The sequence below is a fragment of the Halorubrum pallidum genome, from assembly GCF_055380345.1.
The window spans coordinates 1,610,452-1,634,032 of sequence record NZ_AP043945.1 but is presented as its reverse complement, the minus strand read 5'-3'; the positions used below and the strand labels follow the sequence as shown (position 1 = coordinate 1,634,032).

The 23,581-nt window shown below is 64.5% G+C and carries 19 protein-coding genes and 2 pseudogenes; 13 read left to right on the top strand and 8 right to left on the bottom strand.

Annotated elements, in window-relative coordinates; translation table 11 throughout:
- Window positions 1-32: 32 nt before the first annotated feature.
- Window positions 33-872, bottom strand: coding sequence for an SAM hydrolase/SAM-dependent halogenase family protein (locus ACZ45C_RS09955; protein ID WP_460558856.1), 840 nt, complete (start codon window positions 870-872; stop codon window positions 33-35).
- Between the two features lie 151 nt (window positions 873-1,023).
- A complete protein-coding gene (gene pglX, locus ACZ45C_RS09950; RefSeq protein WP_460559148.1) occupies window positions 1,024-3,792 on the bottom strand; it encodes a BREX-5 system adenine-specific DNA-methyltransferase PglX in 2,769 nt (922 codons plus the stop codon).
- Between the two features lie 72 nt (window positions 3,793-3,864).
- On the opposite strand from pglX (ACZ45C_RS09950), the gene ACZ45C_RS09945 reads away from it, so the two are divergent.
- On the top strand, window positions 3,865-4,749 hold the full coding sequence (locus ACZ45C_RS09945; protein WP_464374315.1) for an IS1595 family transposase: 885 nt from the start codon (window positions 3,865-3,867) through the stop codon (window positions 4,747-4,749).
- Window positions 4,750-4,774: 25 nt separating this feature from the next.
- Here ACZ45C_RS09945 and pglX (ACZ45C_RS09940) read toward each other — a convergent pair.
- Window positions 4,775-6,391: pseudogene (pglX, locus tag ACZ45C_RS09940) on the bottom strand (BREX-5 system adenine-specific DNA-methyltransferase PglX); the annotation flags it as partial.
- A 253-nt stretch (window positions 6,392-6,644) separates the two neighbouring features.
- Between pglX (ACZ45C_RS09940) and ACZ45C_RS09935 the strand changes: the two are divergent.
- From ACZ45C_RS09935 to ACZ45C_RS09920, 4 genes are all read left to right on the top strand, one after another.
- Window positions 6,645-7,070 (top strand): cupredoxin domain-containing protein, encoded by a 426-nt coding sequence (locus ACZ45C_RS09935; RefSeq protein ID WP_460562117.1) that lies wholly within the window; start codon window positions 6,645-6,647, stop codon window positions 7,068-7,070.
- Window positions 7,071-7,073: 3 nt separating this feature from the next.
- Window positions 7,074-7,940: a sulfite exporter TauE/SafE family protein gene (locus ACZ45C_RS09930; protein ID WP_460562108.1), complete on the top strand. Its 867-nt coding sequence runs from the start codon at window positions 7,074-7,076 to the stop codon at window positions 7,938-7,940.
- Between the two features lies 1 nt (window position 7,941).
- Window positions 7,942-10,572 (top strand): heavy metal translocating P-type ATPase, encoded by a 2,631-nt coding sequence (locus tag ACZ45C_RS09925; protein WP_460562106.1) that lies wholly within the window; start codon window positions 7,942-7,944, stop codon window positions 10,570-10,572.
- Window positions 10,573-10,721: 149 nt separating this feature from the next.
- Entirely contained in the window at window positions 10,722-11,510 is a 789-nt protein-coding gene (locus tag ACZ45C_RS09920) for an aldo/keto reductase (protein ID WP_460562115.1), read from the top strand.
- Between the two features lie 78 nt (window positions 11,511-11,588).
- Here ACZ45C_RS09920 and ACZ45C_RS09915 read toward each other — a convergent pair whose 3' ends face one another.
- Entirely contained in the window at window positions 11,589-12,425 is an 837-nt protein-coding gene (locus tag ACZ45C_RS09915; protein ID WP_460562104.1) for a YkgJ family cysteine cluster protein, read from the bottom strand.
- 145 nt (window positions 12,426-12,570) lie between these two features.
- Here ACZ45C_RS09915 and ACZ45C_RS09910 point away from each other — a divergent pair, with 145 nt between their 5' ends.
- Window positions 12,571-13,011, top strand: coding sequence for a DUF5788 family protein (locus ACZ45C_RS09910; RefSeq protein WP_460562113.1), 441 nt, complete (start codon window positions 12,571-12,573; stop codon window positions 13,009-13,011).
- Window positions 13,012-13,036: 25 nt separating this feature from the next.
- On the opposite strand, the gene ACZ45C_RS09905 is transcribed toward ACZ45C_RS09910, so the two are convergent.
- Window positions 13,037-14,041: a hypothetical protein gene (locus tag ACZ45C_RS09905; RefSeq protein WP_460562102.1), complete on the bottom strand. Its 1,005-nt coding sequence runs from the start codon at window positions 14,039-14,041 to the stop codon at window positions 13,037-13,039.
- Between the two features lie 137 nt (window positions 14,042-14,178).
- Complete coding sequence (locus ACZ45C_RS09900; protein ID WP_460562100.1) at window positions 14,179-14,850, bottom strand: alpha/beta hydrolase; 672 nt, start codon at window positions 14,848-14,850, stop codon at window positions 14,179-14,181.
- 184 nt (window positions 14,851-15,034) lie between these two features.
- On the opposite strand from ACZ45C_RS09900, the gene dph2 reads away from it, so the two are divergent.
- The 3 genes from dph2 (at window position 15,035) to ACZ45C_RS09885 (ending at window position 18,184) form a co-directional block, all read left to right on the top strand.
- Entirely contained in the window at window positions 15,035-16,078 is a 1,044-nt protein-coding gene (gene dph2, locus ACZ45C_RS09895; RefSeq protein WP_460562098.1) for a diphthamide biosynthesis enzyme Dph2, read from the top strand.
- A 78-nt stretch (window positions 16,079-16,156) separates the two neighbouring features.
- Window positions 16,157-16,918 carry a DUF8173 domain-containing protein gene (locus ACZ45C_RS09890; RefSeq protein ID WP_460562096.1) on the top strand — a complete coding sequence of 254 codons (762 nt, stop codon included), beginning with the start codon at window positions 16,157-16,159 and terminating at the stop codon, window positions 16,916-16,918.
- A 189-nt stretch (window positions 16,919-17,107) separates the two neighbouring features.
- Complete coding sequence (locus tag ACZ45C_RS09885; protein WP_460562094.1) at window positions 17,108-18,184, top strand: ATP-binding protein; 1,077 nt, start codon at window positions 17,108-17,110, stop codon at window positions 18,182-18,184.
- Window positions 18,185-18,244: 60 nt separating this feature from the next.
- Here ACZ45C_RS09885 and ACZ45C_RS09880 read toward each other — a convergent pair whose 3' ends face one another.
- Window positions 18,245-18,694: a TIGR00725 family protein gene (locus ACZ45C_RS09880; protein ID WP_460562092.1), complete on the bottom strand. Its 450-nt coding sequence runs from the start codon at window positions 18,692-18,694 to the stop codon at window positions 18,245-18,247.
- Between the two features lie 101 nt (window positions 18,695-18,795).
- Between ACZ45C_RS09880 and ACZ45C_RS09875 the strand changes: the two genes are divergently transcribed.
- The 3 genes and pseudogenes from ACZ45C_RS09875 to ACZ45C_RS09865 all read left to right on the top strand — a co-directional run bounded on the left by ACZ45C_RS09875 (window position 18,796) and on the right by ACZ45C_RS09865 (window position 21,184).
- The gene (locus tag ACZ45C_RS09875; RefSeq protein WP_460562090.1) at window positions 18,796-19,452 is read left to right on the top strand and encodes an HAD family hydrolase; all 657 of its coding nucleotides are present in this window, start codon (window positions 18,796-18,798) and stop codon (window positions 19,450-19,452) included.
- A 120-nt stretch (window positions 19,453-19,572) separates the two neighbouring features.
- Window positions 19,573-20,388 (top strand): annotated as a pseudogene (locus tag ACZ45C_RS09870) (P-loop NTPase family protein); the annotation flags it as partial.
- A gap of 331 nt (window positions 20,389-20,719) precedes the next feature.
- On the top strand, window positions 20,720-21,184 hold the full coding sequence (locus ACZ45C_RS09865) for a hypothetical protein (protein WP_460562088.1): 465 nt from the start codon (window positions 20,720-20,722) through the stop codon (window positions 21,182-21,184).
- A gap of 680 nt (window positions 21,185-21,864) precedes the next feature.
- Here the strand turns inward: ACZ45C_RS09865 and ACZ45C_RS09860 are convergent.
- A complete protein-coding gene (locus tag ACZ45C_RS09860) occupies window positions 21,865-22,578 on the bottom strand; it encodes a restriction endonuclease (protein WP_460562086.1) in 714 nt (237 codons plus the stop codon).
- 197 nt (window positions 22,579-22,775) lie between these two features.
- Between ACZ45C_RS09860 and ACZ45C_RS09855 the strand changes: the two genes are divergently transcribed.
- Complete coding sequence (locus ACZ45C_RS09855; protein WP_460562084.1) at window positions 22,776-23,573, top strand: hypothetical protein; 798 nt, start codon at window positions 22,776-22,778, stop codon at window positions 23,571-23,573.
- Window positions 23,574-23,581 lie beyond the last annotated feature (8 nt).

Below are 23,581 nucleotides of genomic sequence, written 5' to 3'. Positions count from 1 at the left end.
TGAGCGTTCACAGCCGCTGATCTCCCCGGCGCTCACAGACTGACGTTGTCGGCGACGAACCGCACCGCGTCGCCGGGGCGCATGTCGAACGCGCCGTCGCCGCGGCCGTCGTTCACGTCGCACTCGACGTAGCCGTGGCTCCCGACGGTGACGAGTCGCTCGCCGGAGTCGACCGCACCGAACGTCTCCACGACCGGCGTGAGGTCGCCGTCGACGCGGACCCAGTCGCGGTCTCGAACGAGCGCGCCGGGGACGTTGGTTATCACGTTCCCGAACCGGTCGATCGCGAGCACCTCGCCGTCGACGCCGGTCACGTCGCCGCCGTCGTCGCGCTCGACGCTCGGCTCCGGAAAGACGAGGTCGACCGGATCGGCCGCGGCCGTGAGGTCGGCCATCCCCGCGAGCGCGTCGTCGATCGCCAAGGGGGTCGCTCCGTCGGGGGCGTCCCCGGATTCGTCTACGACCGCCTCGTGGACGCGCGCCGCGGTCGGAGCGAACACGTCGCGGCCGTGAAACGTCGCGCTCTCAGGGTCCTCAGCGGCGATCGACCAGACGTCGACGTCCGTCTCGTCCGCCGCCAGCGCCCGCGACGGCGGCAGCGCGAGCCCGTTGTCCGGGGCGACGATGACGTGTGACCCCGCCCTGATGACGAGGGCGTCTCGTCCGGTTCCGACGCCGGGGTCGACCACGGCGCAGTGGACCGCGGGCGGGAACTCCGGGAGGACGAACCGGAGCCAGAACGCGGCCGCGCGCGGGTCCCCGCGAGGCAGGTCGTGGGCGACGTCGATCAGTTCTGCGCTCGTGTGCCGGCGGATCACTCCCTTCATCGCGGCGGGATACGGCGAACCGAAATCGGAGGTGAGCGTGATCACACGCGATCCGCGGTCGGCGGACGCTTAAAGGGGACGGGAGACGAATCCGTCTCGGCGCGCGGTGGATCGCGATACGAGGGGCGACCGCGGAGGTGCGGCGCCGTCGATCTCCGGAGAGCGTGACGAGCGTCTCGGGGCGTGAACTCCCCTCTCACACGACGTGGTCGTCGACGGTCTTCGGGACGATCTCGGCGTCGACGAGCGGAGCGACGTTGATCGCGACGCCGTGTTTTCGGTTCGGGCGGTAGCCGGCGGTCGTGATCTCGGCGCGGGCGCGGGCGGCCCAGTCGCCCCGCTCGGCCGCGGCGAGATCCTCGCAGGCGTCGCCGATCTCGGCGGCCAGATCAACGTACGACCCGAGATCGCTCGCGAGGTCGGCGATCAGACGTCGACGACCGGAACCGGTGCCGGTGTCGACGCCGTCACTTCCGTCGCCGTGGGCGACGCCGTTACTTCCGTCGCCGTGAGCGACGCCGTCACTTCCGTCGCCGTGGGCGACGCCGTCACTTCCGTCGCCGTGGGCGACGCTGTCTCCGATCATCGTCTGGTCGGAGTCGGAGCGGGTGTCGATCTCGTCGGCGAGGCCGTCGTAGTAGTAGGTCGGAAACAGGATCCCGTTGCTCGCGTAGTGGTCGGAACCGACGAGGTCGTCGTAGTAGTCGAACAGGTCGTACAGGTGTGCGTCGACGGGCTCTGTGCCGTCGGCGGCGTAGGCTCTGCAGGCGGCTTCGAGGTCGTCGAGGGCGTCGAGCCACTCCTCGCGGTTGTCTTCGACGGTCTCGTAAAACGAGGGGCTGAACAGGTCGGTCATGTCGACGTCGTCGCGAGCGGCGAGCGAATCGAGGGCGTCCAGACGATCGGCGGTGCGGTCGCGGAACTCGGCGACTCGCTCCGCGGTCGCGGCGGCGGTCTCCTGTGCCTCCGCGGGCCAGTCGCGCGGGGTGGGTTCGGCGAGGTCGCCGAAGCGGTCTTCGAGGACGGCGATCTGTTCGAGGCCGCTCTCACAGCGGGTGTACGTCTCGGCGGCGGCGGCCTGCTCGCTCGTCGGGAGTGATTCGTCGTTGCGGCGGCGGTTGGCCGCCGACCGGCGTTCGCGGAGGAGGGCCTTCCGCGGTTCGAGGTAGCGGTTCGAGAGGCGGTCGAACAGCCCGTCGTCGAGCTGGTGGTAGTCGAGCAGGCAGGCGAACCCCTCGCCGGTGGGATCGGAGACGAGCCTGGTCGACGTGAGCCGCCACAAGATCGGGGTTCGGTCGAACGTCGAGACGTGGTAGTCGAACAGGTCGTCTTCGAGCCACGCGCGGAGGTTCGGATAGGCCTCCTCGTCGGGGGAACGCGAGCCGAGGACGCGATCTGCTTCGATGAGTCGATCATCTGCATCTTCTCCGAATGATTGCTCGAATTGGTTGATTATTTCATCGAGAAGGTTATTTTCTGAATTAACATCACTGATTGGAATGACTCCATCTGAGTTCTCCTGAAGAGCAACTAAGGTGAAGTGATGAATCAAATCTTTCACCATCTCTTCAAATTCTTCAGAATTTTCGGTTATCTCGACAGCTTCACCAACTATCCGATCTTCTGGATCTTCTACAGTTCGAAGCCATATCTCTTGTCTAATCTGATCTTGAACAGTTGATGGGACGTTCAGTGTTTCAAATATTTCACTATCAATCTCATGAGCAAGATTCTCGATCTGCTCCCGTCGACTGCGCTCGCTATTTTCTGCTTGTTGAGCTAATTCAGTGAGAGTATTTTTTGCCACGCCAGTCTGGAATAACTCGCCTGGTTCTATTGAAACTAATTTGGCATGTTCGTGTGTAGAATACCAGAAGTCATTATTCTTAGAATTTGGTAACAATTCTGGACCGATATAGTAAGGACTGTTTATATCATGTACACGCTGCTGAATGAATAATTCATACTGTTCTTGAACTTTCTTTTCTAATTCTTCACTCTTTTCTAATTGTCTAAACCAAGGTAAGCGGCCGATATATCCTGATTCCCACCGGCGTTCTGGAGTCAAACATAGCATTAAACCATGGAACAGATCCGAATTTAATGCACCGAGTAGCAACCACGGTGACAGGCCATCTTCAGCGAATAGCATATTGCTTGCATGACCAAAGACTCCCCCCTTCGGATAGTAACCAAATCGACGACCAGTTCGCTTTATATATGCCCAAGTAAGCCCTTCTCTCTCATAATATTTTGAATTCTGGAATCGGGCACTAGAATTTCTTGCAATTCTTTTTCCATTTTGCTCCCAATTTATCATTTCATCTACCTGTGGTAGTACCCAAACGTCACCTCCCGCATTGGTAAATGGGCGCGAACCAGATTCGGTTAATTCCCAATGTTTTCGAACATATCTCTGGTTATTTCCCGTCTGCATTCCGACCTTCACATCGCTAACACCAGTTCCCTCAATTCCTGGTACACTTGGATCGATCTTTAGATTAGTATTATGTAACTCGCGAGCTTTTGAAGGGAGAGAATAGCAGATCGGTGTTCCAGGAATCTGTTGGAATTCATCGAGAGACACTCGAAAGACACGCTTGATATCTTCCTCTACCGAATTAAAAGCAGAATTGAGATATATTTTCTCTTTATCTTCCTTATTTATGTCATGGAGACGAATGAACGTACCATCTGTTTCTTTTTGACTTCCTTTTCGAACAATCGTGCCTGCTGTCCCTACTGTCGCATTGTCTAAGACACCATAGCCGAACTCGGCGAGAAAGTCGAACGAACCTCCTTCCCCGACAAAATCAGATCGAAATGATTCGAGGGTTTGATTAAAAAGAAATGAACGTGGAACTAGCATACCAACACGACCATCTTCTTTTATAGATCTAATGCACGATTCGAAGAAATTCACATAATATTCCGGCATATATTCATACGCTCTTCTGTAGGAGATTGTTGATACTGCTGAGCTGTCGCTGTGGAGTCGAAGAGGACAAGGACACCGCGTCAGCGGTGTCCGACACGAATGATTCCGCTGGATGTGTTTGGGTCGGAATCGGTCGCAGCGGACCTGTTACAGCAGGTTCGCTGGCGTGACGGGGTTTCTTGTCCTCGCTGCCGTTCTGACCGAACGGTCAGAAACGGCAGCTACGGGCACTTTCAGCGGTATCTCTGTAAGGATTGCGGCCGCACGTTCAACGATAAGACCGGCACAATCTTCGCTCACTCGAAGATCGCACTCCGCAAGTGGCTGTTTTCGATCTACGCGTTTTTGCGGTTTAACACGAGTCTCAGACAGTTACAGTGCGAAATCGACGTCACCTACAAAACGATTCACAGGCGTGTCGAGCGCTTCAGCGAAGCGCTCGACGCGCCGTCACTCGATCTCCGTGGCCCGGTTGAAATTGACGAGTTCTACGTCTCTGCCGGCTTGAAAGGCCGCGAGCGCGACCGCTGGTCGCGCTCTCGCGGCCTCTCTCGACGCGGACGCGGAACGTATGATCAAGACAAACCGCCCGTGTTCGTCCTCGTGGATCGTGGCACCGAGCAACGGTACGTTGTGCCGGCGAAATCCGCAGACGAATCGGCGATCCGGCTCCTGCTGGCTGACCGCCAGCAGGAGCCTCTCACGGTCTATACCGACGGATTTTGCGCGTACGATCCGCTTGATGAAGATGAGCAATTCGACCGCGAATACGTCGTTCACGGAGACGGTGAGTACGCCGACGAGACGGTCCACGTGAACACCTGCGAGAGCCACGCGTCGCTGGCGCGACGATGGCTCTCGCCGCATCGAGGCATCTCAAAAGATCGCCTCACACAGTATCTCCGAGCGTTCCAACTCAGACGAGAACTCTACCGCAAACCCGGACGAGAAGCGCTCAAACACGCCGTCAAAGCAACTCTCTGAAATCAACAATGTGCTACACAAGAGCGTATTCATAATTATTTTCAACATATTCAGTTACTGCCTTTGGCATTCTCCCCCGCGAGCCGTACGGCGGGTTCATAAGCGCAACATCGTAGTCCTGCGTCAGGACGACGAGGAGGGTCAGGAAGCTCCGCAGGTTCTGCTCGCCGAAGGAGTCGTCGGTGCGCTCCTCGACGGCGGCTTCGAGTCGGCGCAGGAACTCGTTGAGCGTCTTCGGGGCGTCGCTGTCCCAGCCCATCACGTCCGCCTGCCCGCTCTCGAACTCGCTTTTTAGGGCCCCTTGCACGTCGAGTAAGCTGCCGAGCGCCTCCGTCGTCTGGAACTCCTCGATCACGTCGTCCAGCGCCTCCCGCAAGTCCGTCCCCTCGCCCGTGATATCGTCGAGCACGTCGATCGCCTCCTCCACCTCTGCGACGCGCGCGTCCGCGACCACGACCCCCAGGTTCGGCATCGCGAAGCCGTCGTCGCGGTCCGCCTCGGCCGCCGCCCGGGTTCGCGCCTTCAGGTAGAGGTTGAACGCCGCGAGCTGACACGAGCGGAGGTCGATGTCGACCCCGTAGAGGTTGTGTTCGAGGATCTTCGCGGGGATCTCGGCGCGGTCGAGTTCCGTCTCCGCCCACCAGATCCGTTCGAGGATGTCGAACGCGTACAGCAGGAAATGGCCGCTTCCGCAGGCGGGGTCGATGACGCGGAGTTCGCGGGGGTGGTCGAAGTCGGGCGCGTCCCGTGTGCCGTCGTCCGGAATCAGATACGTACAGAGGTCCGCGACGCGCGGCGCGTCCTCCGGCGTGACCGCTCGCGACTTCCGGTCGTCGGGGTCGAGCGCCCCCGGCTCCGGCACGGTGTGCTCGGCGTCAGCAGCTTCGAGATACAGCTTCCCGAGCGAGTTGTCGGCGAGCATGCGCACGACCCAGTGCGGTGTGTAAAACTGGTTCGCGGGCCCCACGTCACCGGCGTCGAGCGCGTTCTTCGCGTCCAGCGCCTCGACTACCGGCCGGTTGTAATACTCGTACACCCAGCCGAGCACGTCGTCGGCGCGCCACACCGCGTCGGGCACCGAATCCAGCGCGCCGCACAGGTCCTCGAAGGTGTCGTCGTCCGGGTCGATCTGGCCGTACGCGGCGTCCCGGTCGAACAGGATCTCGATCTCGTCGGCGAGGTCGTCGCAGGCGTCACGGTACGCCGCGAGGATGGCCTCGTCCTCCAGGAGGAACTCCTCGTGGACCAGCGTCTCCGCCGCGGGCGTCAGCCCGTCGTCCGTGAACACGGTCACCTCCTCGGCGATGAACCCCCGCACCTCCATACACCGGAGCGCGGCCAGTCGATTGACGATCGTGTACCCGACCCCCGTGACGTACTGCTCGAACGCGTCTTCCCACGACGCGCCGTCGACCGCCTCCAAATCGATCGCCTCCGCGAGGCGGCGCGCCTCCGCGTCGAGGTCGCCGTCCTTGTCGAGGGCGTCGCGCCCGGTCGGCTCCGTGTCGAGCCCGCGCTGCGTGAGCTGGTAGCGCACGTTGTCCTCGACGCGCTCGCGCATCTCGGCGACGACGGCTTCGAGGTGTTCGCGCTCCGCGTTGTCCAACTGCGCCTGCTGCTGATCGAGAGAGGATCCTGACATGCGTGACTGCGGATACCCCTACCGAGCCGGACGACCGACTTGAAGGTTGGTGACCCCCCGTGCGCTCGGGGCGTCGGACACGGTCGCGACGCCCCGACGCGGGCTGCACTCCCGACTCGCCGCCGTCGACGGACTCCGATCGACGCTCCCGCGACGGGACGCGGCGAGCGGTGATCCCGTGGAGTCGAACTCGCCGTTCCCGTTCCGCGGGGGCGACCGCGATATTGAAACGCCTGAGGCACGCAGTACGGATATGCACCGCAGACGGTTCCTCCGACGGACCGGCGCTGTCGCGGGCGCCGGCGCGTCGGCGGGGCTCGCCGGCTGCGCCGGCGTCGGGGGCGAACCGGGATACGACGTGGGGATGCTGGCCTCCGCGTTCCGGCCGACGGAGGTGACGATCGGCGTCGGCGAGACCGTCGTCTGGGAGAACACGAGCGCGCGGAGCCACACGGTCACCGCCTACGAGGGCGCGATCCCCGACGACGCCGAATACTTCGCGTCCGGCGGCTACGAGAGCGAGGAGGCGGCCCGAGAGGCGTGGTCGAGCGACTTCGGCGGACGGTTGGAGAGCGGAGACCGCTTCGCCCACACCTTCGAGGTGCCCGGGCAGTACGGCTACGTGTGTCTCCCGCACGAGACCGGCGGGATGGTCGGGACCGTCGTCGTGGAGGAGTGACCCGTGGCCCTCTCGGCGCTCCTCGGAGTCGACGTCCTCCTGTTCCTCGCCGTCGGCGTTCTCGGCGGAGCCCACTGTATCGGGATGTGCGGCCCGCTCGTCACCGTCTACGCCGGGCGAATGAGCGGGGGGTCGGGCGGCCGCACCGACGGGGGCGCGACCGGCGGGACGGGAAACGCCGGGCAGACCGACGCCGGCACCGCGTCCGGCCGGCGCGAGAGCCACCTCACCACCTACGAGGTCCGCCAGCACGCCCTGTTCAACCTCGGGCGTGCGGCGAGTTACACCCTCATCGGCGCGGCGCTCGGTGCGCTCGGCGGCGCGGTGCTCGTCACGACCGCGACGCTCACGGGCGCGGCGGGGGCGGTCCGCGGCGTCGTCGGCCTCGGCGTCGGCGCGGCCGTCGTCGCCGTCGGCGTTCGCTACGCGCTCGGCGGCGCGACCGGCGGAGTCCACCTCCCGGGGCTCGACCGCGTCACCGGCTGGCTCACGGGGCGCGTCGATCGACTGGCGAACGGCCCCGGGATCGTGGGGCTCGGGGCGCTCCACGGGCTGTTGCCCTGCCCGATCCTCTACCCCGCGTACCTCTACGCGTTCGCGAGCGGGTCGGCGACGAGCGGCGCGCTGGCGCTCGCGGCGCTCGGGGTCGGCACGATGCCCGCGGTGTTCCTCTACGGGACGCTCATCGAGAGTGTCGACGCGGTTCACCGCAGACGGGTCCACCGGCTTCTCGGGCTCGCGTTCATCGCGCTCGGCTACGTGCTGTTCGCGCACGGACTGATGGCCGTCGGCGTCCACGTCCCGCACCCGAGCCTCCCGTTCTGGAACCCTCTCGACGTCGCCGCCGCGGGCGGTCACGGAGGGGCCTGAGATGAGCGCGACGCCCCCGAACGAGATCGACGGGAGCGACGCCTCAGACGAAGCCGGTTGTGCCCTCTGTGATCTCCCGACCGACGGCGTCGACGTCGCCGACGAGGACGGGAACCGGTTCTGTTGTGCCGGCTGTCGAGACGTGTACGCGGCGCTCGGCGACGTCGACGCGGACGCCGAGGACGTGCGCTCACGGCGGTCCGAGAACGCCGAGGAGAGCGGCACCGCGCCCGGCGACACGAGCGACCGTGACGCCGCGGTCCCCGCCGATCACGAGGCGACGTTCTTGGAGGTCGACGGGATGCACTGTGCGACCTGCGAGGCGTTCATCGAGACGGTCGCGACGAACACCGAGGGCGTGAGCGCCGCGAGCGCGAGCTACGTCACGGACACGGTGCGGATCGACCACGACCCGGACGCGGTCTCCACCGACGACCTCTCCGAGGCGGTGAGCGGGCTCGGCTACGGTGCGTACCCCCGCGACGACGCCTTCGAGCGCCGCCGGGCGGACAACATGGCGACGGCGCGGCTCGCGGTCGGAGTGCTCGTCGGCATGGCGATCATGCTCCAGTACGTCGTCATCATCTATCCCACCTACTTCGCGTTCCCCTTCTACGACGAGCGCACGCTCGCGTACCTCGACGCGGCGATGTCCTCGACGTCGGGAACGTACTTCTTCATCGTCATCGCCGTGCTGACGACGATCGTGCTGTTCGTGACGGGCAAGCCGATACTCAGGGGCGCGTACGTCAGCGCGAAGACGCGCTCGCCGAACATGGATCTCCTCGTCGCGCTCGCGGCGGTCAGCGCGTACGTCTACAGCACGCTGGCGGTGATATTCGTCGAATCGCCCTCCGTCTACTACGACGTGACCGTGGCGATCATCGTTATCGTCACGGTCGGGAACCGCTACGAGGACGCGATCAAGTCTCGCGCGACGGAGCTGCTCTCGGATCTCACCGCCGTGCAGGTCGATTCGGCGCGGCGGGTCGCGCGGGGCGGGACCGACGGCGACGACGGCGCGACGGAGGAGGTCGCCATCGACGCCCTCGACCCCGGCGACCGCGTGCTCGTGCGCGCCGGCGAGCGGATTCCGGTCGACGGCGACGTCGCCGCGGGCGACGCCGCGGTCGACGAGTCGGTGGTCACCGGCGAGTCGATGCCGGTCAGGAAGACGGCTGGCGACGCCGTCGTCGGCGGCTCGGTCGTCGCCGACGGCTCGTTGACGGTCGCCGTCGGCGCGGACGCGACCTCCAGTCTCGACCGCGTCTCCGAGTTAGTCTGGGATCTCCAGAGCGGGAACCACGGCGTCCAGAAGCTCGCGGACCGGCTCGCGACGATCTTCGTCCCCGCGGTCCTGACGATCGCCGTCGTCGCCGCCGCGGTCAACCTCGCGCTCGGCAACGGCGTGACGCGGGCGATGCTCGTCGGGCTCACGGTGCTCATCGTCTCGTGTCCGTGCGCGCTCGGGCTCGCGACACCGCTCGCGGTGGCGGCGGGAGTTCGCGACGCCCTGGAGCGGAACATCGTGATCTTCGACGACACCGTCTTCGAGCGCGTCCGCGACGCCGACACCGTCGTCTTCGACAAGACGGGGACGCTGACGACCGGGGAGATGCGCGTGACCGAGCGAGACCTCGACGACGACCTCCTCCGGCTCGCGGCCGCGCTCGAGGATCGGTCGTCGCACCCGGTCGGACAGGCGATCGCCGCGGCGCGCTCGGCGGGCGACGCGGGCGACGGCGCGGGGACCTCGGGGTCCGACGAGGGCGGCTCGACCCCCGCGGTCGCGGACGGGGGAACGACCGCCGACGAGGAGACGACCGGAGAGGAGACGGGCGACGGCCGGTCCGGAGAGACGACGCCCATCGACGGGTCGCCTTCGCCCGAGGTCGTCGACTTCGAGAGCCACGCCCGCGGCGTCTCGGGCGTCGTCGACGGGACGCCGGTCGTCGTCGGCCACCCCGACCTCTTCGACGAGCGGGGGTGGGCGGTGTCCGACCGGATCCGCGAGGCGGTCGCCGACGCCCGCGACGTGGGGCGCGTCCCGGTCGCCGTCGGCCGCGACGGCGCGGCGGAGGGGACCGTCGTCGTCGGAGACGAACTGCGCGAGGGGTGGGAGGAGACGGTGACCGCGCTCGACGACGCCGGCGTCGACGTGGTCGTGCTCACGGGCGACGACGAGCGCGCGGCGACCGTGTTCCGCGAGCACGACGCGGTCTCGACGGTGTTCGCGGGTGTCCCGCCGGAGGGGAAAGCCGAGACTGTCACGCGGCTGAAGGCGGGCGGGCTCACCGTCATGGTGGGCGACGGGACCAACGACGCGCCGGCGCTCGCGGCGGCCGACCTCGGGATCGCGCTCGGCGGCGGCACCGCGATGGCGGTCGACGCCGCCGACGTGGCGATCGTCGACGACGACCTCGGCTCCGTGGCGACCGTCTTCGAACTCGCGCGCGCGGCCGGTCGGCGGGTGAAGGGCAACATCGGCTGGGCGTTCCTGTACAACGCGGTCGCGATCCCGCTCGCGGCGCTCGGGCTGCTCAACCCGCTCTTCGCCGCGGTCGCGATGGGGCTGTCCAGCCTGCTCGTCGTGACGAACTCCTCGCGGGCGCTGCTGTCCGACGAGGAGTGAAGGAGGCGCGAGGGCTCCGCGCCGTCGGCGGGGTCTCAAGCGAGTCCCGGTCGCACCCGCCCGTACCGCAAGCGATTTTCGGCTCACGCGAGTACACACGTCCGATGACAGACCAACAGCAACAGCCCGCGGCACCGCTCCGGAACGGGATGCCGGTCCTCGGCATCGGGACGTGGCAGAACGAGGACCCCGCACAGTGTACCGAGTCGGTGGCGACCGCGCTGGAGACGGGATACCGCCACGTCGACACCGCACAGGCGTACGGCAATGAGGCGGCCGTCGGCAAGGGGATCGCGACCGCCGACGTCGACCGCGAGGACGTCTTCCTCGCCACGAAGGTATGGATCGACCAGCTCGCGCCCGAGGACGTCGCCGCCTCGACCCGCGAGAGCCTCCAGAAGCTCGCCGTCGACAGCGTCGACCTGCTGTACGTCCACTGGCCGGCCGGCGCGTACGACCCCGAGGAGACGCTGCCCGCGTTCGCCGAGCTGCGCGACGACGGCCTCATCGACCGGATCGGCGTCTCGAACTTCGAGCCCGAGCACCTCGACGCGGCGACCGACGTGCTCGGCGAGGAGCCGTTCGCGAACCAGGTCGAGATGCACCCGCTCCTCCGACAGGAGGAGCTCCGCGAGTACGCCGACGGCGGCGACGTCGAACTCGTCGCGTACTCGCCGCTGGCCCGCGGCGCGGTCTTCGACAACCCGACGGTGACCGACATCGCCGAGAGACACGACGTCAGCGCGGCGCAGGTCAGTCTCGCGTGGCTCCGCGAGAAGGGCGTGACCGCCATCCCGAAGGCGACGAGCGTGGACCACATCCGCGACAACTTCGCGAGCCTCGACGTCGACCTCGCGGACGAGGACGTCGCGGCGATCGACGCGATCGAGGCCCGCGACCGCCGCGTCGACCCCGACTTCGGCCCGGACTGGGACTGAAAGTAGCGGCCGCTTTTCACGACCGGTTTCGATACGTACCCGCCGACTCCCGCCACCGCTGGGAGGCCAGATGGCCCCTCAGTTCACCCGCGTTCCGTCGGGACGCTTCTGTCCTTCGGAGTCGTGGACGACGACTCCCGCCGCGTCGGTCGGCTCGTAGCTGTCGCGGACCCCGATCGCTTCCTCCAGCTCCCGTACCGCTCGCTCTTTGAGGGCGGCCGCCAGCTCCTCGGCGTCCTCCCGCGAGATGTCCCTCCCGAGGCCCTCACATTCGTGCGCCCGAACCATCCCCTCCCGTTTGACGACGCCGCCCATCGGTTCGGTGGTTCCGAGGCCATCCTCCTCCCCGTCGTCACCGCGCCCGTCGCCGCCGACGCTGAACGGGTAGGTCTGACAGATCAGCGGTCGCGAGTCGTGGACGGCACACGCTCCCTGTCCGTCGGTCTCCTCGTAGAAGGTGCAGTCGCCGCAGTCGTCCGTCGCGAGCGCCCACTCGAACGTCTCGCCGGTCGGTTCGCCGTCGTCGCCCTCGGAGAGTCCGAACGGCATCGGCCGGGCCACGTCGCGCCAGTCGTACGCCTCGTCGAACGCGTCCTCGGCGGCGTCCGCGAGCGCGCGGATCTCGTCCGGGAAGACGGTGGCCGTGTGGGGCTCGCGGTCGCCGCCGCGGTCGCCTCTACTGTCGCCGCGGTCGCCCCTACTGTCGCCGGATTCTCCCGCGTCGCGGTCGCTTCCATCCCCCTGACGCTCGCCGACGCCCTCGCCGGCCGGTGCGCCGCCCGGCTCGTCGGGGGCGTATCCCGTACAGCAGCCGCCACAGCGCGTGCACTCGAAGCCGATATCCTCGATCGCGTCGGCCAGCTCGTCGGGGTCGAGACCGCGGGCCCGCGCGAGTTCGGCTTCGAGCGATTCCATGGAGACGGATTGTGACGCGGTCGGGTTAACGTCGTCGTCCGCGCGGCTGTCGAGCCGTCCCCTCGTCACGGCGATCACGGCGGTCGCCACACCGCTCACAGTCGGTGCGAAGAAGCGAAGTGCGCGCGAACCCTACGGCCTCGCCGTGAAGGAGTACGAGCGCAAGGGGCTCCTCGAACGCGTCAACCGCGAGGCCGCGACGGTGGGCGCGGAGATCCCCGAGGAGATCGAGGTTCAGGGCGAACCGATCGAACTGCGATCGTTCGTCTTCGAGATCAAGCGGCGCGACTCGGTGCCGCAGGGCGAGCGCGACCGCGTCGAGCGGGCGAAGCGGAACCTCCGACGCGAGCGGCTCGAACGGCTGGAGCCGATCGAAGAGAACGAGGTGAGCTACGACGAGGGCGAGGCGCTCGCGGCCTCGATAATCGGCATCGACCGCGCGCTGGACGCGCTCGAGGGACTCGACGCCCCCGATCCGGAGACGGAAGCGAAACGACAGGAGACGGCCGACCGCAAGCGCTGGATGAGTTTCCTGAAGAAGGCCCTCGGCCACGAGGAGGCCGGCGGCGGCCGGACTCGGTTCTGAGAGCGCGTCGCGGTCGCCGAGCGATTCAGCCGGCCGGCTCGAACCGTAACCGGTAGTCGTAGTACCGCCCCGCGTGCCGAACCGTTCCCGCGCCCGACTCCGTTCCCGCGCCGTCCGACTCGATGTTGCCGTCGAGGTACGGACGCTCGTGGAGCGCGCGCAACACGGCCGCGTACGCCTCCGAGTACGGGTGTGACTCCTCGTACCCGCCGTGGCTCGCCGACTCGATCACTTCCCGAGCGTCGGGCGAGAGGTCGCCCTCGGCGATCCGCGCGCCGACCTCGCGCGCTCGGAGGATCGCCTCCATTCGCTCCGGTGACTCCGCGATCACCGTTCCCGTGGCGCGGTACACCGGCTCGTAGAACCGCTCGCGGGCGACCTCGATCCGGTAGACGGTGTCTCGGACGGCCACGCGGTCCGGTCCGTCGTCGGCCAGCACGGAACTCGCGTCGATCGCGTCCGGGCGGCGGTAGACGTAGCCGCCGCGCTCGACCAGTCCGATCGGTACGCCGCCCCCGTTGCCGCGGGCCCGCGCGGCGAAGTGCGCGATCTCGACGGCGCGCCGGTCGCCCGGCGGAAGGGCGTCCGCCTCGACGGCGCCCGCGGTGTCTGAGGGCTCCGACTCGGCCGCGTCGCCGTCGGCGTCGTACAGCCGGAGCACCGGGCGGGTCGTCTCCGCCTCGTCGACCACGACGGATCCGAGGCGGTAGTACGTCCCGTCGTGGACGGCGTACCGGGGATCGTCGGTCGTCGAGAAGAACGGCTTCCGGTACTGGGTGGTGTAGTGCTCTCCGTCTCGCACGGCCGCGAACGCAGCGGTGTCCCACGTCGGTTCGGTCTCGGTCGGGTCGTCGACGAACCGATCGCGAAGCGTCTCTCCCACCGCGTCGAGGGTCAGCCGCAGAACGCGGTCGGCGTCGCCCGTGTCGTCACCTCCCAGCGGTCCCCCGAGACAGCCGGCGGTGGCGCCGATCACCGCCGCGACTCCGCCGGCCAGCACTCGGCGTCTGGAGGGCGTTCGCTCGTGCATACCTCCCGTTCGTCCGCCCCGCATAAAGGTGTCAGCGAGGCGTAAACGATCGTTTGCGCCTCCGAAGCGAGATCGCGGGTGCGTCGAGCGCGGTGGCGGGTACAGCGCGGCGACGCGTACAGCGCGGCGACCGAACCTTACCGCCCGCTGACGCGCGACTCGACGAACGCGACCACGTCGGCGAGTTCCTGCTGTCCGATCCCGTGGCCGCCGGGATAGCTGCCGCGCGTCACGTCGGCACCGATCGCCTCGAACCGGTCGGCCGCGGCCGACGAGCGCGACTCCGAGATCACGCGGTCGCCCGCGCCGGCACCGACGAACACCGGCTTGCCCTCGATCCCCGCCGGGTCGAGGTCGGCGTGCGAGTCGGCGAGATAGCCGTGAAGCGCGACGACCCACGCGTAGCGGTCCGGGTCCTCCAAGAGCAGCGAGAGGCTCGTGATCGCGCCTTGGCTGAAGCCGAGCAGCCCGACGCGGTCGGCGTCGATGTCGTAGGCGTCGACCGCGGCGTCGACGCTCTCGACGACGAGATCGAGGCTCCGCCGGAAGTCGTCGACGTCCGGCTGGCTCGATTCGAGGCCGCCCGCAGAGAGGTCGAGTTCGTACCACGTGTACCCGCCCTGCAGCGGGTCCGGTGCCCGCAGGCTCACGACGTGGAGGTCGTCCGGGAGGTGTCTCGCGACCGGCAACAGGTCCTCCTCGTCGGCTCCGCGGCCGTGGAGCACGAAGACGGCCGGGGCGTTGGCGGGGTCTGCGTCGGGTGCGACGTGGACGTGTTCGAGCGGAACGTCGGCGTGAGTGTCGGACATACACCCACGTTCGTGGGCTCGGGGTTTCGGTCTGTCGTCCCCGGCAGCGGCTCGGCTCGATCGCGGAGCCGACGACGGACCGGCGCGTCGACCGCGGGCCCGGGGGTTCGGTTCTGTCATCATCGACCGTCTTTCACGGCGTCGAACGCGCGGTTTAACCGTCCAGCCGCACAATTCGCTCGACATGAGCGGCTCCACGGAGGGCGACCTCACGAAAACGGGGATGGCCCTGAAACACGACCGCGAGTGGGACTACGAACTCGACCGAATATTGGAGGCGATAGAGGAGCGGAACGCCTCCAAGGTCGGACTCCAGTTCCCCGAGGGACTCAAGCGACGCGGCCCGAAGGTGGCCGACGACCTCCGCGAGGTCGCGCCCGACGACGTGACGTTCATGCTGTCGGGTCAGCCGTGTTACGGCGCCTGCGACCTCGACACGTACCTGATGCGCCGGACCGACGTGTTCGTCCACTTCGGGCACACGCCGATGAAGGAGTCCGACAGCATCGTCTACGTCCCCCTCTTCTCGAACGTCGACCCGTTCCCGATCATGGAGGACGCGCTCGCGGAGGAGTTGACACCCCCGGAGGAGGACGCCGACGTGGGGCTCGTCACGACCGCCCAGCACATGAATCGCTTCGAGGAGATGACCGACTGGCTGGAGGAGCGCGGCTACGAGGTCCACACCCGCCGCGGCGACGACCGGCTCACGAAGGAGGGACAGGTGCTCGGCTGCAACTACGCCTCCGCCGACATCGACGCGGAGCAGGTGTTGTACGTCGGCGGCGGGAAGTTCCATCCCGTCGGGCTCGCCATGGAGCACCCCGACAAGCGCGTGATCATCGCCGATCCGGTCAACAACGTCGTGAAGGTCGCCGAACACGATCAGTTCCTCAAGCAGCGCTACGCCTCGGTCCACAAGGCGATGGACGCCGAGAAGTGGGGCGTCATCTTCTGTACGAAGATCGGACAGGGCCGCTGGGAAACGGCCCAAGAGATCGTCGAGAACAACGACAACGCCTACCTCATCACCATGGATGAGGTGACGCCGGACCGCCTGCGCAACTTCGACATGGACGCGTTCGTCAACACCGGCTGTCCGCGGATCACGACCGACGACGGCCCGCGCTTCCACAAGCCCATGCTGACGCCCGGCGAGTACGAGGCCGCGATCGGCGAGAAGCCGCTCGATTCGATCGAGTTCGACACGTTCCACGACACCTGGTAGTCGCCGCCGTCTGCGGAACCCGGTAGTCGTCGCTCGTGGTGACAAGGTTCTTCAAACCCGTCCGCCACAGTGCGGACGATGCCCTCCACACCGCTTTCGACGCCGATAGATGGGATCGCCCCGGGACCAACGAACCCGACCGAGCCGCTCGAGTTCGCCGTCGCCGCCGGGATCTCTTTCGTGATCGAACTCGCCGTCGTCGGCATCCTCGGCGCGATCGTGATCGCCGTCGCGCCGGACTTCACCGACGAGGGATCGGAGTACGTCCGCGGCGAGCCAGTCATGGCGTTCGTCTACGGATTCGGGGCGTACCTCGCGATCGCGGCCGCAGCGATCCTGCTTGCCATCACGATCATCGGACTCATCGTCGTCGTTCCCGGTCTGATCGCGCTCGCGATCGTCGGCGTCGCGACGACCACCGTGGGCGTCGTCGCGCTCGGGCGGTGGATCGGCGCCGCGTTCGACATCGACGATGGGTTGGGCGCGGCGCTCGTCGTCGGCGCGCTCGCGTGGGCGCTCTTGGGACTCGTCCCGATCCTCGGCGGACTCGTGACCGGCGCGATCAACGCGATGGGATTCGGCTACCTCGTCGCCTACCTCCTCGACGACCGCGACGCCGGCGACCGGGTCGCGTCCGGGATCGACGGATCGCCGGGCGGCGGATCCGGAGGGAACCGAACCCCCCACGACCACGCCGTCGAGAGCGACGGTCGAGACGAGCCCGACGACCGGTTCCAGAATATCGCCGCGGCCGAGCGAGACGCCGACGATGCGGACGCCGACTCGACCGCCGGCGACACGGATGCCGACGATGCAGACGACGACCCCGCGTGGCGCTGACGGAGAGGGTTCCCGGTACCCTCAGCGCGACGGCGAAGCGTTCGGGGCCGCGCCGCCGGAGCGGACACCTCGGCGTCGGGGCTCTGTCGGACCGATTCGGTGCGTGTGTCACCCCGACACCGTCGAATCGCTCCGTTTCACGCAATAGTTATACGGCACGGACTGAGCGATGGGTACACGAGCCCTCCGATGTCATCGCCCAGTAACTCGATCGCCGTCGCCCTGATCGCGAGGCCGTCCGAACGGGCGGCGGAGATAGAGACGTCGCTGGAGCGTGCGGACGGGCGGTTCGTCGTCGAATCGGTTGCCGAAGTCGACGCGGCACGTGAGGTGCTTCGGGAGTCGACGATCGACTGTCTGGTCGTCGCCGGCGGTCCCGGAGAAGCGGCCGGCGTGTCGATCGTCGAGACGATCCGCGACCGTCACCCGACCCTTCCGATCGTGTTCGCCCCCGCCGAGCCGCTCGAACCGGACGCCGTCGCCGAGGCGTTCGAGGCGGGCGCGACCGATGTCGTGCGGGCGTGCGGCGACTCGGACCGGACTCCCGTGCTCGTTCATCGGATATCGAACGCCGTCGAGTCCGCCCGCGCCGTCGCCGAGGCCGAACGACAGCGACAGCGACTCGACGCGTTCGTCCGCGGGGTGTCACACGACCTCAGAAATCCCCTCAACGTCGCACAGGGGCGGCTCGAACTGGCACAGAGCGACTGCGACTCCGACCACCTCGACCACGCGACGGCCGCGGTCGATCGAACGCTCGAACTGATCGCTGACTTGCTGACCCTCGCGAAACAGGGCGAGAAGCCGCGGGAACTCGAACCGGTCGACCTGTCGACCCTCGCCGACGACTGCTGGGCGAACGTCGAGACCGCCGACGCGACGCTCGTGGTCGACTCCGACCGCCGGATCTTAGCGGATCCGAGCCGACTGAAACAGCTGTTAGAGAACCTGTTCCGCAACGCGGTCGATCACGGCGGCGACGACGTGACGGTCTACGTCGGCGACATCTCGCCTATGTACACGACGACCCGGGCAGAGACCGTCCTGCCGTCGGGCTTTTTCGTCGAAGACGACGGTCCGGGAATTCCGCCCGAGGATCGCAAGCGCGTGTTCAAGGTCGGATACACGACCGAAGAGAGCGGCACGGGATTCGGTCTCAACATCGTCAAGGAGGTGGCAAGCGCCCACGGCTGGGAGATCGCCGTCTCCGAGGGCGCGAGGGGAGGCGCCCGATTCGAGATAACGGGCGTCGAGAGCGACGAGTGACCGAACGCGACGAGTGACGGAAACCGACACCTGATCGGACCGACGAGCGATCACGAGGGTTCAGTTCGTCTCCGCCGCTCTCTCAGCGTAGTCGACCGCCGCGGCCGGCGAGTCGACGGCCGCGACTCCCTCGACCGCGTGCGTGTCGAGCCCCGCAACCGGCCGTCCGTGCGCGAGTGCGAGTCCGATCTCGGAGAGGGTCCCCGGCCCGCCGTCGACCGCGATCGCCGCGTCGCCGTTCAACACGACCAACGCGTTGCGCGCGTGGCCCATCCCCGTCGCGATCGGCGTGGTGACGTGGTCGTTCGCGTCCGCGCGTCTGGCGGTCGGGAGGATCCCGATCGTCTCCCCGCCGGCCTCGCGAGCGCCGCGGCAGACCGCCTCCATGACACCGCCGAGGCCGCCACAGACCACCACGTGTCCCCGATCTGCGAGCCGCTCGCCGAGTGCTTCGGCGACCGCCGCGGTCTCCGCCCCGATCGAACTCCCGCCGATGACGCTCACGCGCATACGCTACCCACGCCACGAGGGGTGTAAAACCGGTCGCCCGCGTGTCTCGTCGCCGATAATCCGACTGAAACGCTTATCCCTCTCGGCCGTCGACGTGATGTATGACGTACGATACCGTCGTGTTCGACAACGACGGTGTCCTCGTGGGCCGCACGCGATTCGACGTGCTCCGGGACGCGACCCGGGATGCGTTCGTCGAGTGCGGCGTCGAGGAGCCCGATTCGGATGACGTAGAGCGGATGACTATCGGCGCGACCCCCGGAAGCGTGGGGACCGTCTGTCAGACGTACGATCTCGATCCGGGGTCGTTCTGGCGGACTCGCGACGACGTGGTCTCGAAGGCCCAACAGCACGAGGCGCGCGCGGGTCGGAAGACTCCGTACGACGACCTCGACGAGCTTTCCGATCTCGATGTGGAGATGGGGATCGTCTCCTCCAACCAACAGGCGACCGTCGACTTCCTCGTCGACCACTTCGAGGGGTTCGAGCGGTTCGGTGCCGCGTACGGCCGCGAGCCGACGATCCACTCGCTGCAGCTCCGCAAGCCGAACCCCCACTACATCGAACAGGCGCTCGGGGACCTCGACGCGGACGACGCGCTGTTCGTCGGGGACAACGAGTCCGACGTTCGGGCCGCCGAGAACGCCGGGATCGACTCGGCGTTCATCCGTCGGCCGCACCGCCGCGACTGGGACCTGAACGTCTGGCCGACTTGGGAGATCGAGGAACTCTCGGACCTCCACGACATCGTCGGGTGAGGCTTTCGGAAGCCGCGCGGACCGATCTCTCGGCCGTGGACGGCGACCACGAGCGACCGCAACGCTCGGGCCGCGACCGCCGATGAAGCGTTTAAATCCGATGCCGCGTAACCCGTCTCCGTGACCGACTCGCCGCCGTGGGCCGACATCTTCGGCCACCCCGAGCCCTATCCTGAGCAGGCCGACGGCATCGACGCCGCTATCGACGCCGCCTCCGACGGCGGCTTCCTCGCCTTGGAGGGCGCGTGCGGGACCGGCAAGACGATGCTCGCGCTCACGGCCGGCCTCGACCGCGTCCGCGATCCGGACTCCGCGTTCGAGCGCGTGCTCGTCCTCACCAGCGTCAAACAGCAACTTCGCCAGTTCGAGACGGATCTGGAGGCGGTGAACGAGAATCTCCCCGACGGTTACGATCCGGTCTCCGGGCTCACGCTCGTCGGGAAGGCGGACGTCTGCCCGTACGCGCGACAGAACCGCGCCGGAATCGACCGCGAGACCGTCTACGAGCGCTGTGAGGGACTCCGCGAACGCACCCGCAACCTCGTCGGCGACGGCGGGGCCACGACGACCTCGAACCTCGTGCGCGAGGCGCGGAGTCAGCAGGTCGGGCTCATGGATTCGGGCTCGTCAGGCGGTTCGTCGACCGGCGGTTCGGACGCCGGCGACTACCTCAGCGTCGACGGCGAGCCGACCCCGTACCGCCCCGACACGGAGGAGTACGAGGGGACCGAGTTCTGTCCCTTCTACGCCGGATTCCTCGACGACCTCCCCGAAGACGGCGACCCCGCCGAGGCGGTGCCCTTCGACGTGACGGAGGTGGGTCACGTCGACGCGGACAAACTCGTTCGACTCGCCGCGAGCCACGGCTCGTGCCCGCACTCGATCATGGGGGCGCTCGTGCCCGAGGTCGAGGTCGTCATCGGCAACTACTACCACTAAGTCTTAGATCTACTAGTAAAACCTACGACCTCTGCTTGTGGCTGGAGTTTACTAATTTGGCAAAGTTTGAACGATAGTCCATCAAGCCAAATAGAGCAGCTTTGTTGAAACCCTTAGAATAAGATACATTCTATCTCGATTCCGGTCAGTACAGACAAGTCACGGACCGATCGTTTTCGTAAAATCGCTTATAGTCGGCCAAGAACGCCGTATTAGGTAAATTGACTCACGCACATCGAACATAATAGTTGGATCGTTGGATGTCATCCTGTTCGATTTAGAGTCGACCAATACTTCTATGACAGGCTCGCTAGTTTAACGCCCACGTATGCTCGTTTCAGATGAATACATTATTGAACGGGTTGAGATTGATGAACGTGAATTAGATCGAGACCCTGCGGGTGTACAGCTGCGATATAATCAAACGGAGCCGGGCATCATCAGAGATGGCGTCGATGGAATCGCCGTAATTGATGAGAGTGACGAGCAGTACCGAGTTGATTTCTGGGGCTATGCCTTCGGCCGGTTGTACGTTAAATCTGAGGGCGTGGAAGAGATCGGCCAGAAACTCACCAGCAACGATGGTGAAATCCCCTCGTGGATACTTGACTCCGAAACCGTCAACGCTGACGACCCGCCATGGTGGGTTCCTGAGTCAGTTGCTATCGAACCGACCGTGACCTGTAATAACTGTACAGAAACTGTCTCTGCCCAAGAGGGCCTCACCCCACGGAATCTCCCCCCAAGCATAGATGGGCCCGTGGTCTGTCAAACGTGTTGGGACCGGCAGTAGTTGGTTATTACAAATAGCGGTACATTGAGTCAATCCCCATCGACTCCAGCGGTTTTTCCTACAGTAATTCTGGAGTAGAATAGAACTAATGACTGTTTTGTGAGTTCGTTGTTGTAGTGTTCATATGGTGAAATTCCCACCGGGGGAACGACAGGAAGTCTGTGCTATTTGTGAACAGGAATTTGAGGGCTATGACCCCGAATTTGCGGGTAACTACGCGAATATGGTATGCGACGAGTGCGATGAGAAAGCGGTCACGAAACACGGATCAGAAGAGCGAACGCGGCCAGCCAGCGAAACGTGGGGCAACCCAGTGTATATTGATGGACAAAAGTGCTGGCGGCGGTACCGATTCGGCGGGTACATAACACGACTCGATGAACACGACTGTGATTCCGTTGAGGAGTTTCATCAGCAGCACCGGCCAGATTGGGAATAACTGGCTCTGTTGAAATCCTCAACCAGTGATATGTTCTTAGAGCCGTGCTGAATACAGAGGTTCAATTCAGCACAGAAAATTCGTTCTGTTCATTCCCGCCTAAGGGCCGTCACATCAATTCTAACCATCACCACCCATACATTCTATCGGGAGCCGATAGCAGTCACAACGCCGAGAACACGGATGCGATGAAAGATAATAGAGTCAGCGTTAACGACAGCTTGACTCCGTTGAAGCCCTCTCAGCGTTTAAATATACTATCTAGAATCAGGCAAAGCAAAATTCCACCGACTAATTTTGCAAAGTCGCCGTGGCTGTACTCGTCCTTCCGCCACTTGTGGTACAGCCAGATAGGGCCAAATATGACACCCAAGATAGCGACTTGTCGAAAGCTTAGCCTTTTTTTGATTTTCTTAGCAGTGGTATATATTACTGGACCAACGTATCGTGCTCCTCGATAGACGAACCGCTTACTTGTTCTTCCGACACGGATAGCTGCTCGGGAAATGCTCGAAGCTGCTTTCCGGACACTTTTCGAGGCAACCGACCGAACTCGGCTGAAACACCATTGAGTAACGTCCCCGCCACTCGGTGAAGTGTAGTCCGACCCTGTAGTGAGTTCGACTCCTGCTTCCGACGCAAGCTGATGGGCGGCATCAGAGAATCCCCCCTTATTGAAGACTCTCACATCCGCGTCTGAGTTTTCATGGAGAGTAATATACCGATTTAGGTCGTGAACGCTCATCGACCTCTCCCAGTTTTTCACCTCGTAATATAACCGGCGTTCTCCTGACTCTACGATGAGATCCTTCCCACCATCTCCAGTCTGAGGCGTTCGAGTAACTGTGGCAGAGGGGTTTTTTATACGAAGATCTCGCGCGAGCTCTTTTTCCTTGGCTACACCTTTCGCTAAGCTGGAAGACGGTTCACCCGTCTCTGTGTCTAATATGGACATCATTTGTCCAGCGTTGCGCCAAGGAGCGATATGTTCCTATTTGACCAGTTCTAGGCTGGCATTAGACCGAGGATTGGCGCTCCTAGCAGCTTATGCTGTGGGGTACAACTTAAATCTTGAGCTCATACCGTCTGCTCTTTTGCCAGGTAGGGGGAAACACTGATCAAACAAGAGTGAGCAATTACTGGCGAGACAAGATGAGCGACGATGAACCAACTGGTGCCGGAGACGAAGAACAATCTGTTGTGACACCCGATCCTGTTGGATGGGCAGAGGATGCGCCGGGAAAAAAAGTTGTCCACCGGCATGGCACAACTTCAATTGATCATGTAGACATCAGAAATGCGGCACACATGTCGTATTTAGATTATCTCCACGACAGAGCATCCGCAATCAACGACGAGATTCAGAACGCCATTGCCGAACAGCACAATGAGCCCTCAACAACTACCACCACCAGTCAAATCGGATTCAAATTAGTCGAATCACACGCGCTCACTCTTACGTATTTTGAGGGAGTATGTTTCCAATTTCTTCGATGGGCATGGGAAATGGATCACGAACTAGTCGGCTATGTGCAAGACGAAATGCGAGGTGACTTTCCAGATGGGTCTCCCAATGATTGGGACAAAGAAGCAAGGAAATCACTATCACACGCCATGTCTCCGCTAGATTGGATAAAAGTGTTAGAGAGGTTAGATCCATCTACAAAATCTTTTGATGCATTACATAATGTGAAGAATCGGAGAGGGGCATATGTTCACAGTCCAGGTACTGCTTTACAGTTTCTGAAGAGTAGCGACTCATATCCCGGGAAACAATTAGAAAACATGGATGTTGATGTCCCTGAAGCGGTTCAGGAACAACAAGAGGGGGAGTCTTTGGTGCAAATTGTTACAGACTGCCAAAACGCACTTCAAGAGATAACAGAGATAGTGGACAAACACTTCCCCATTGACGAAGAGATCTACCGCGCCCTCAGAGATGACACGTGACTTCAAAT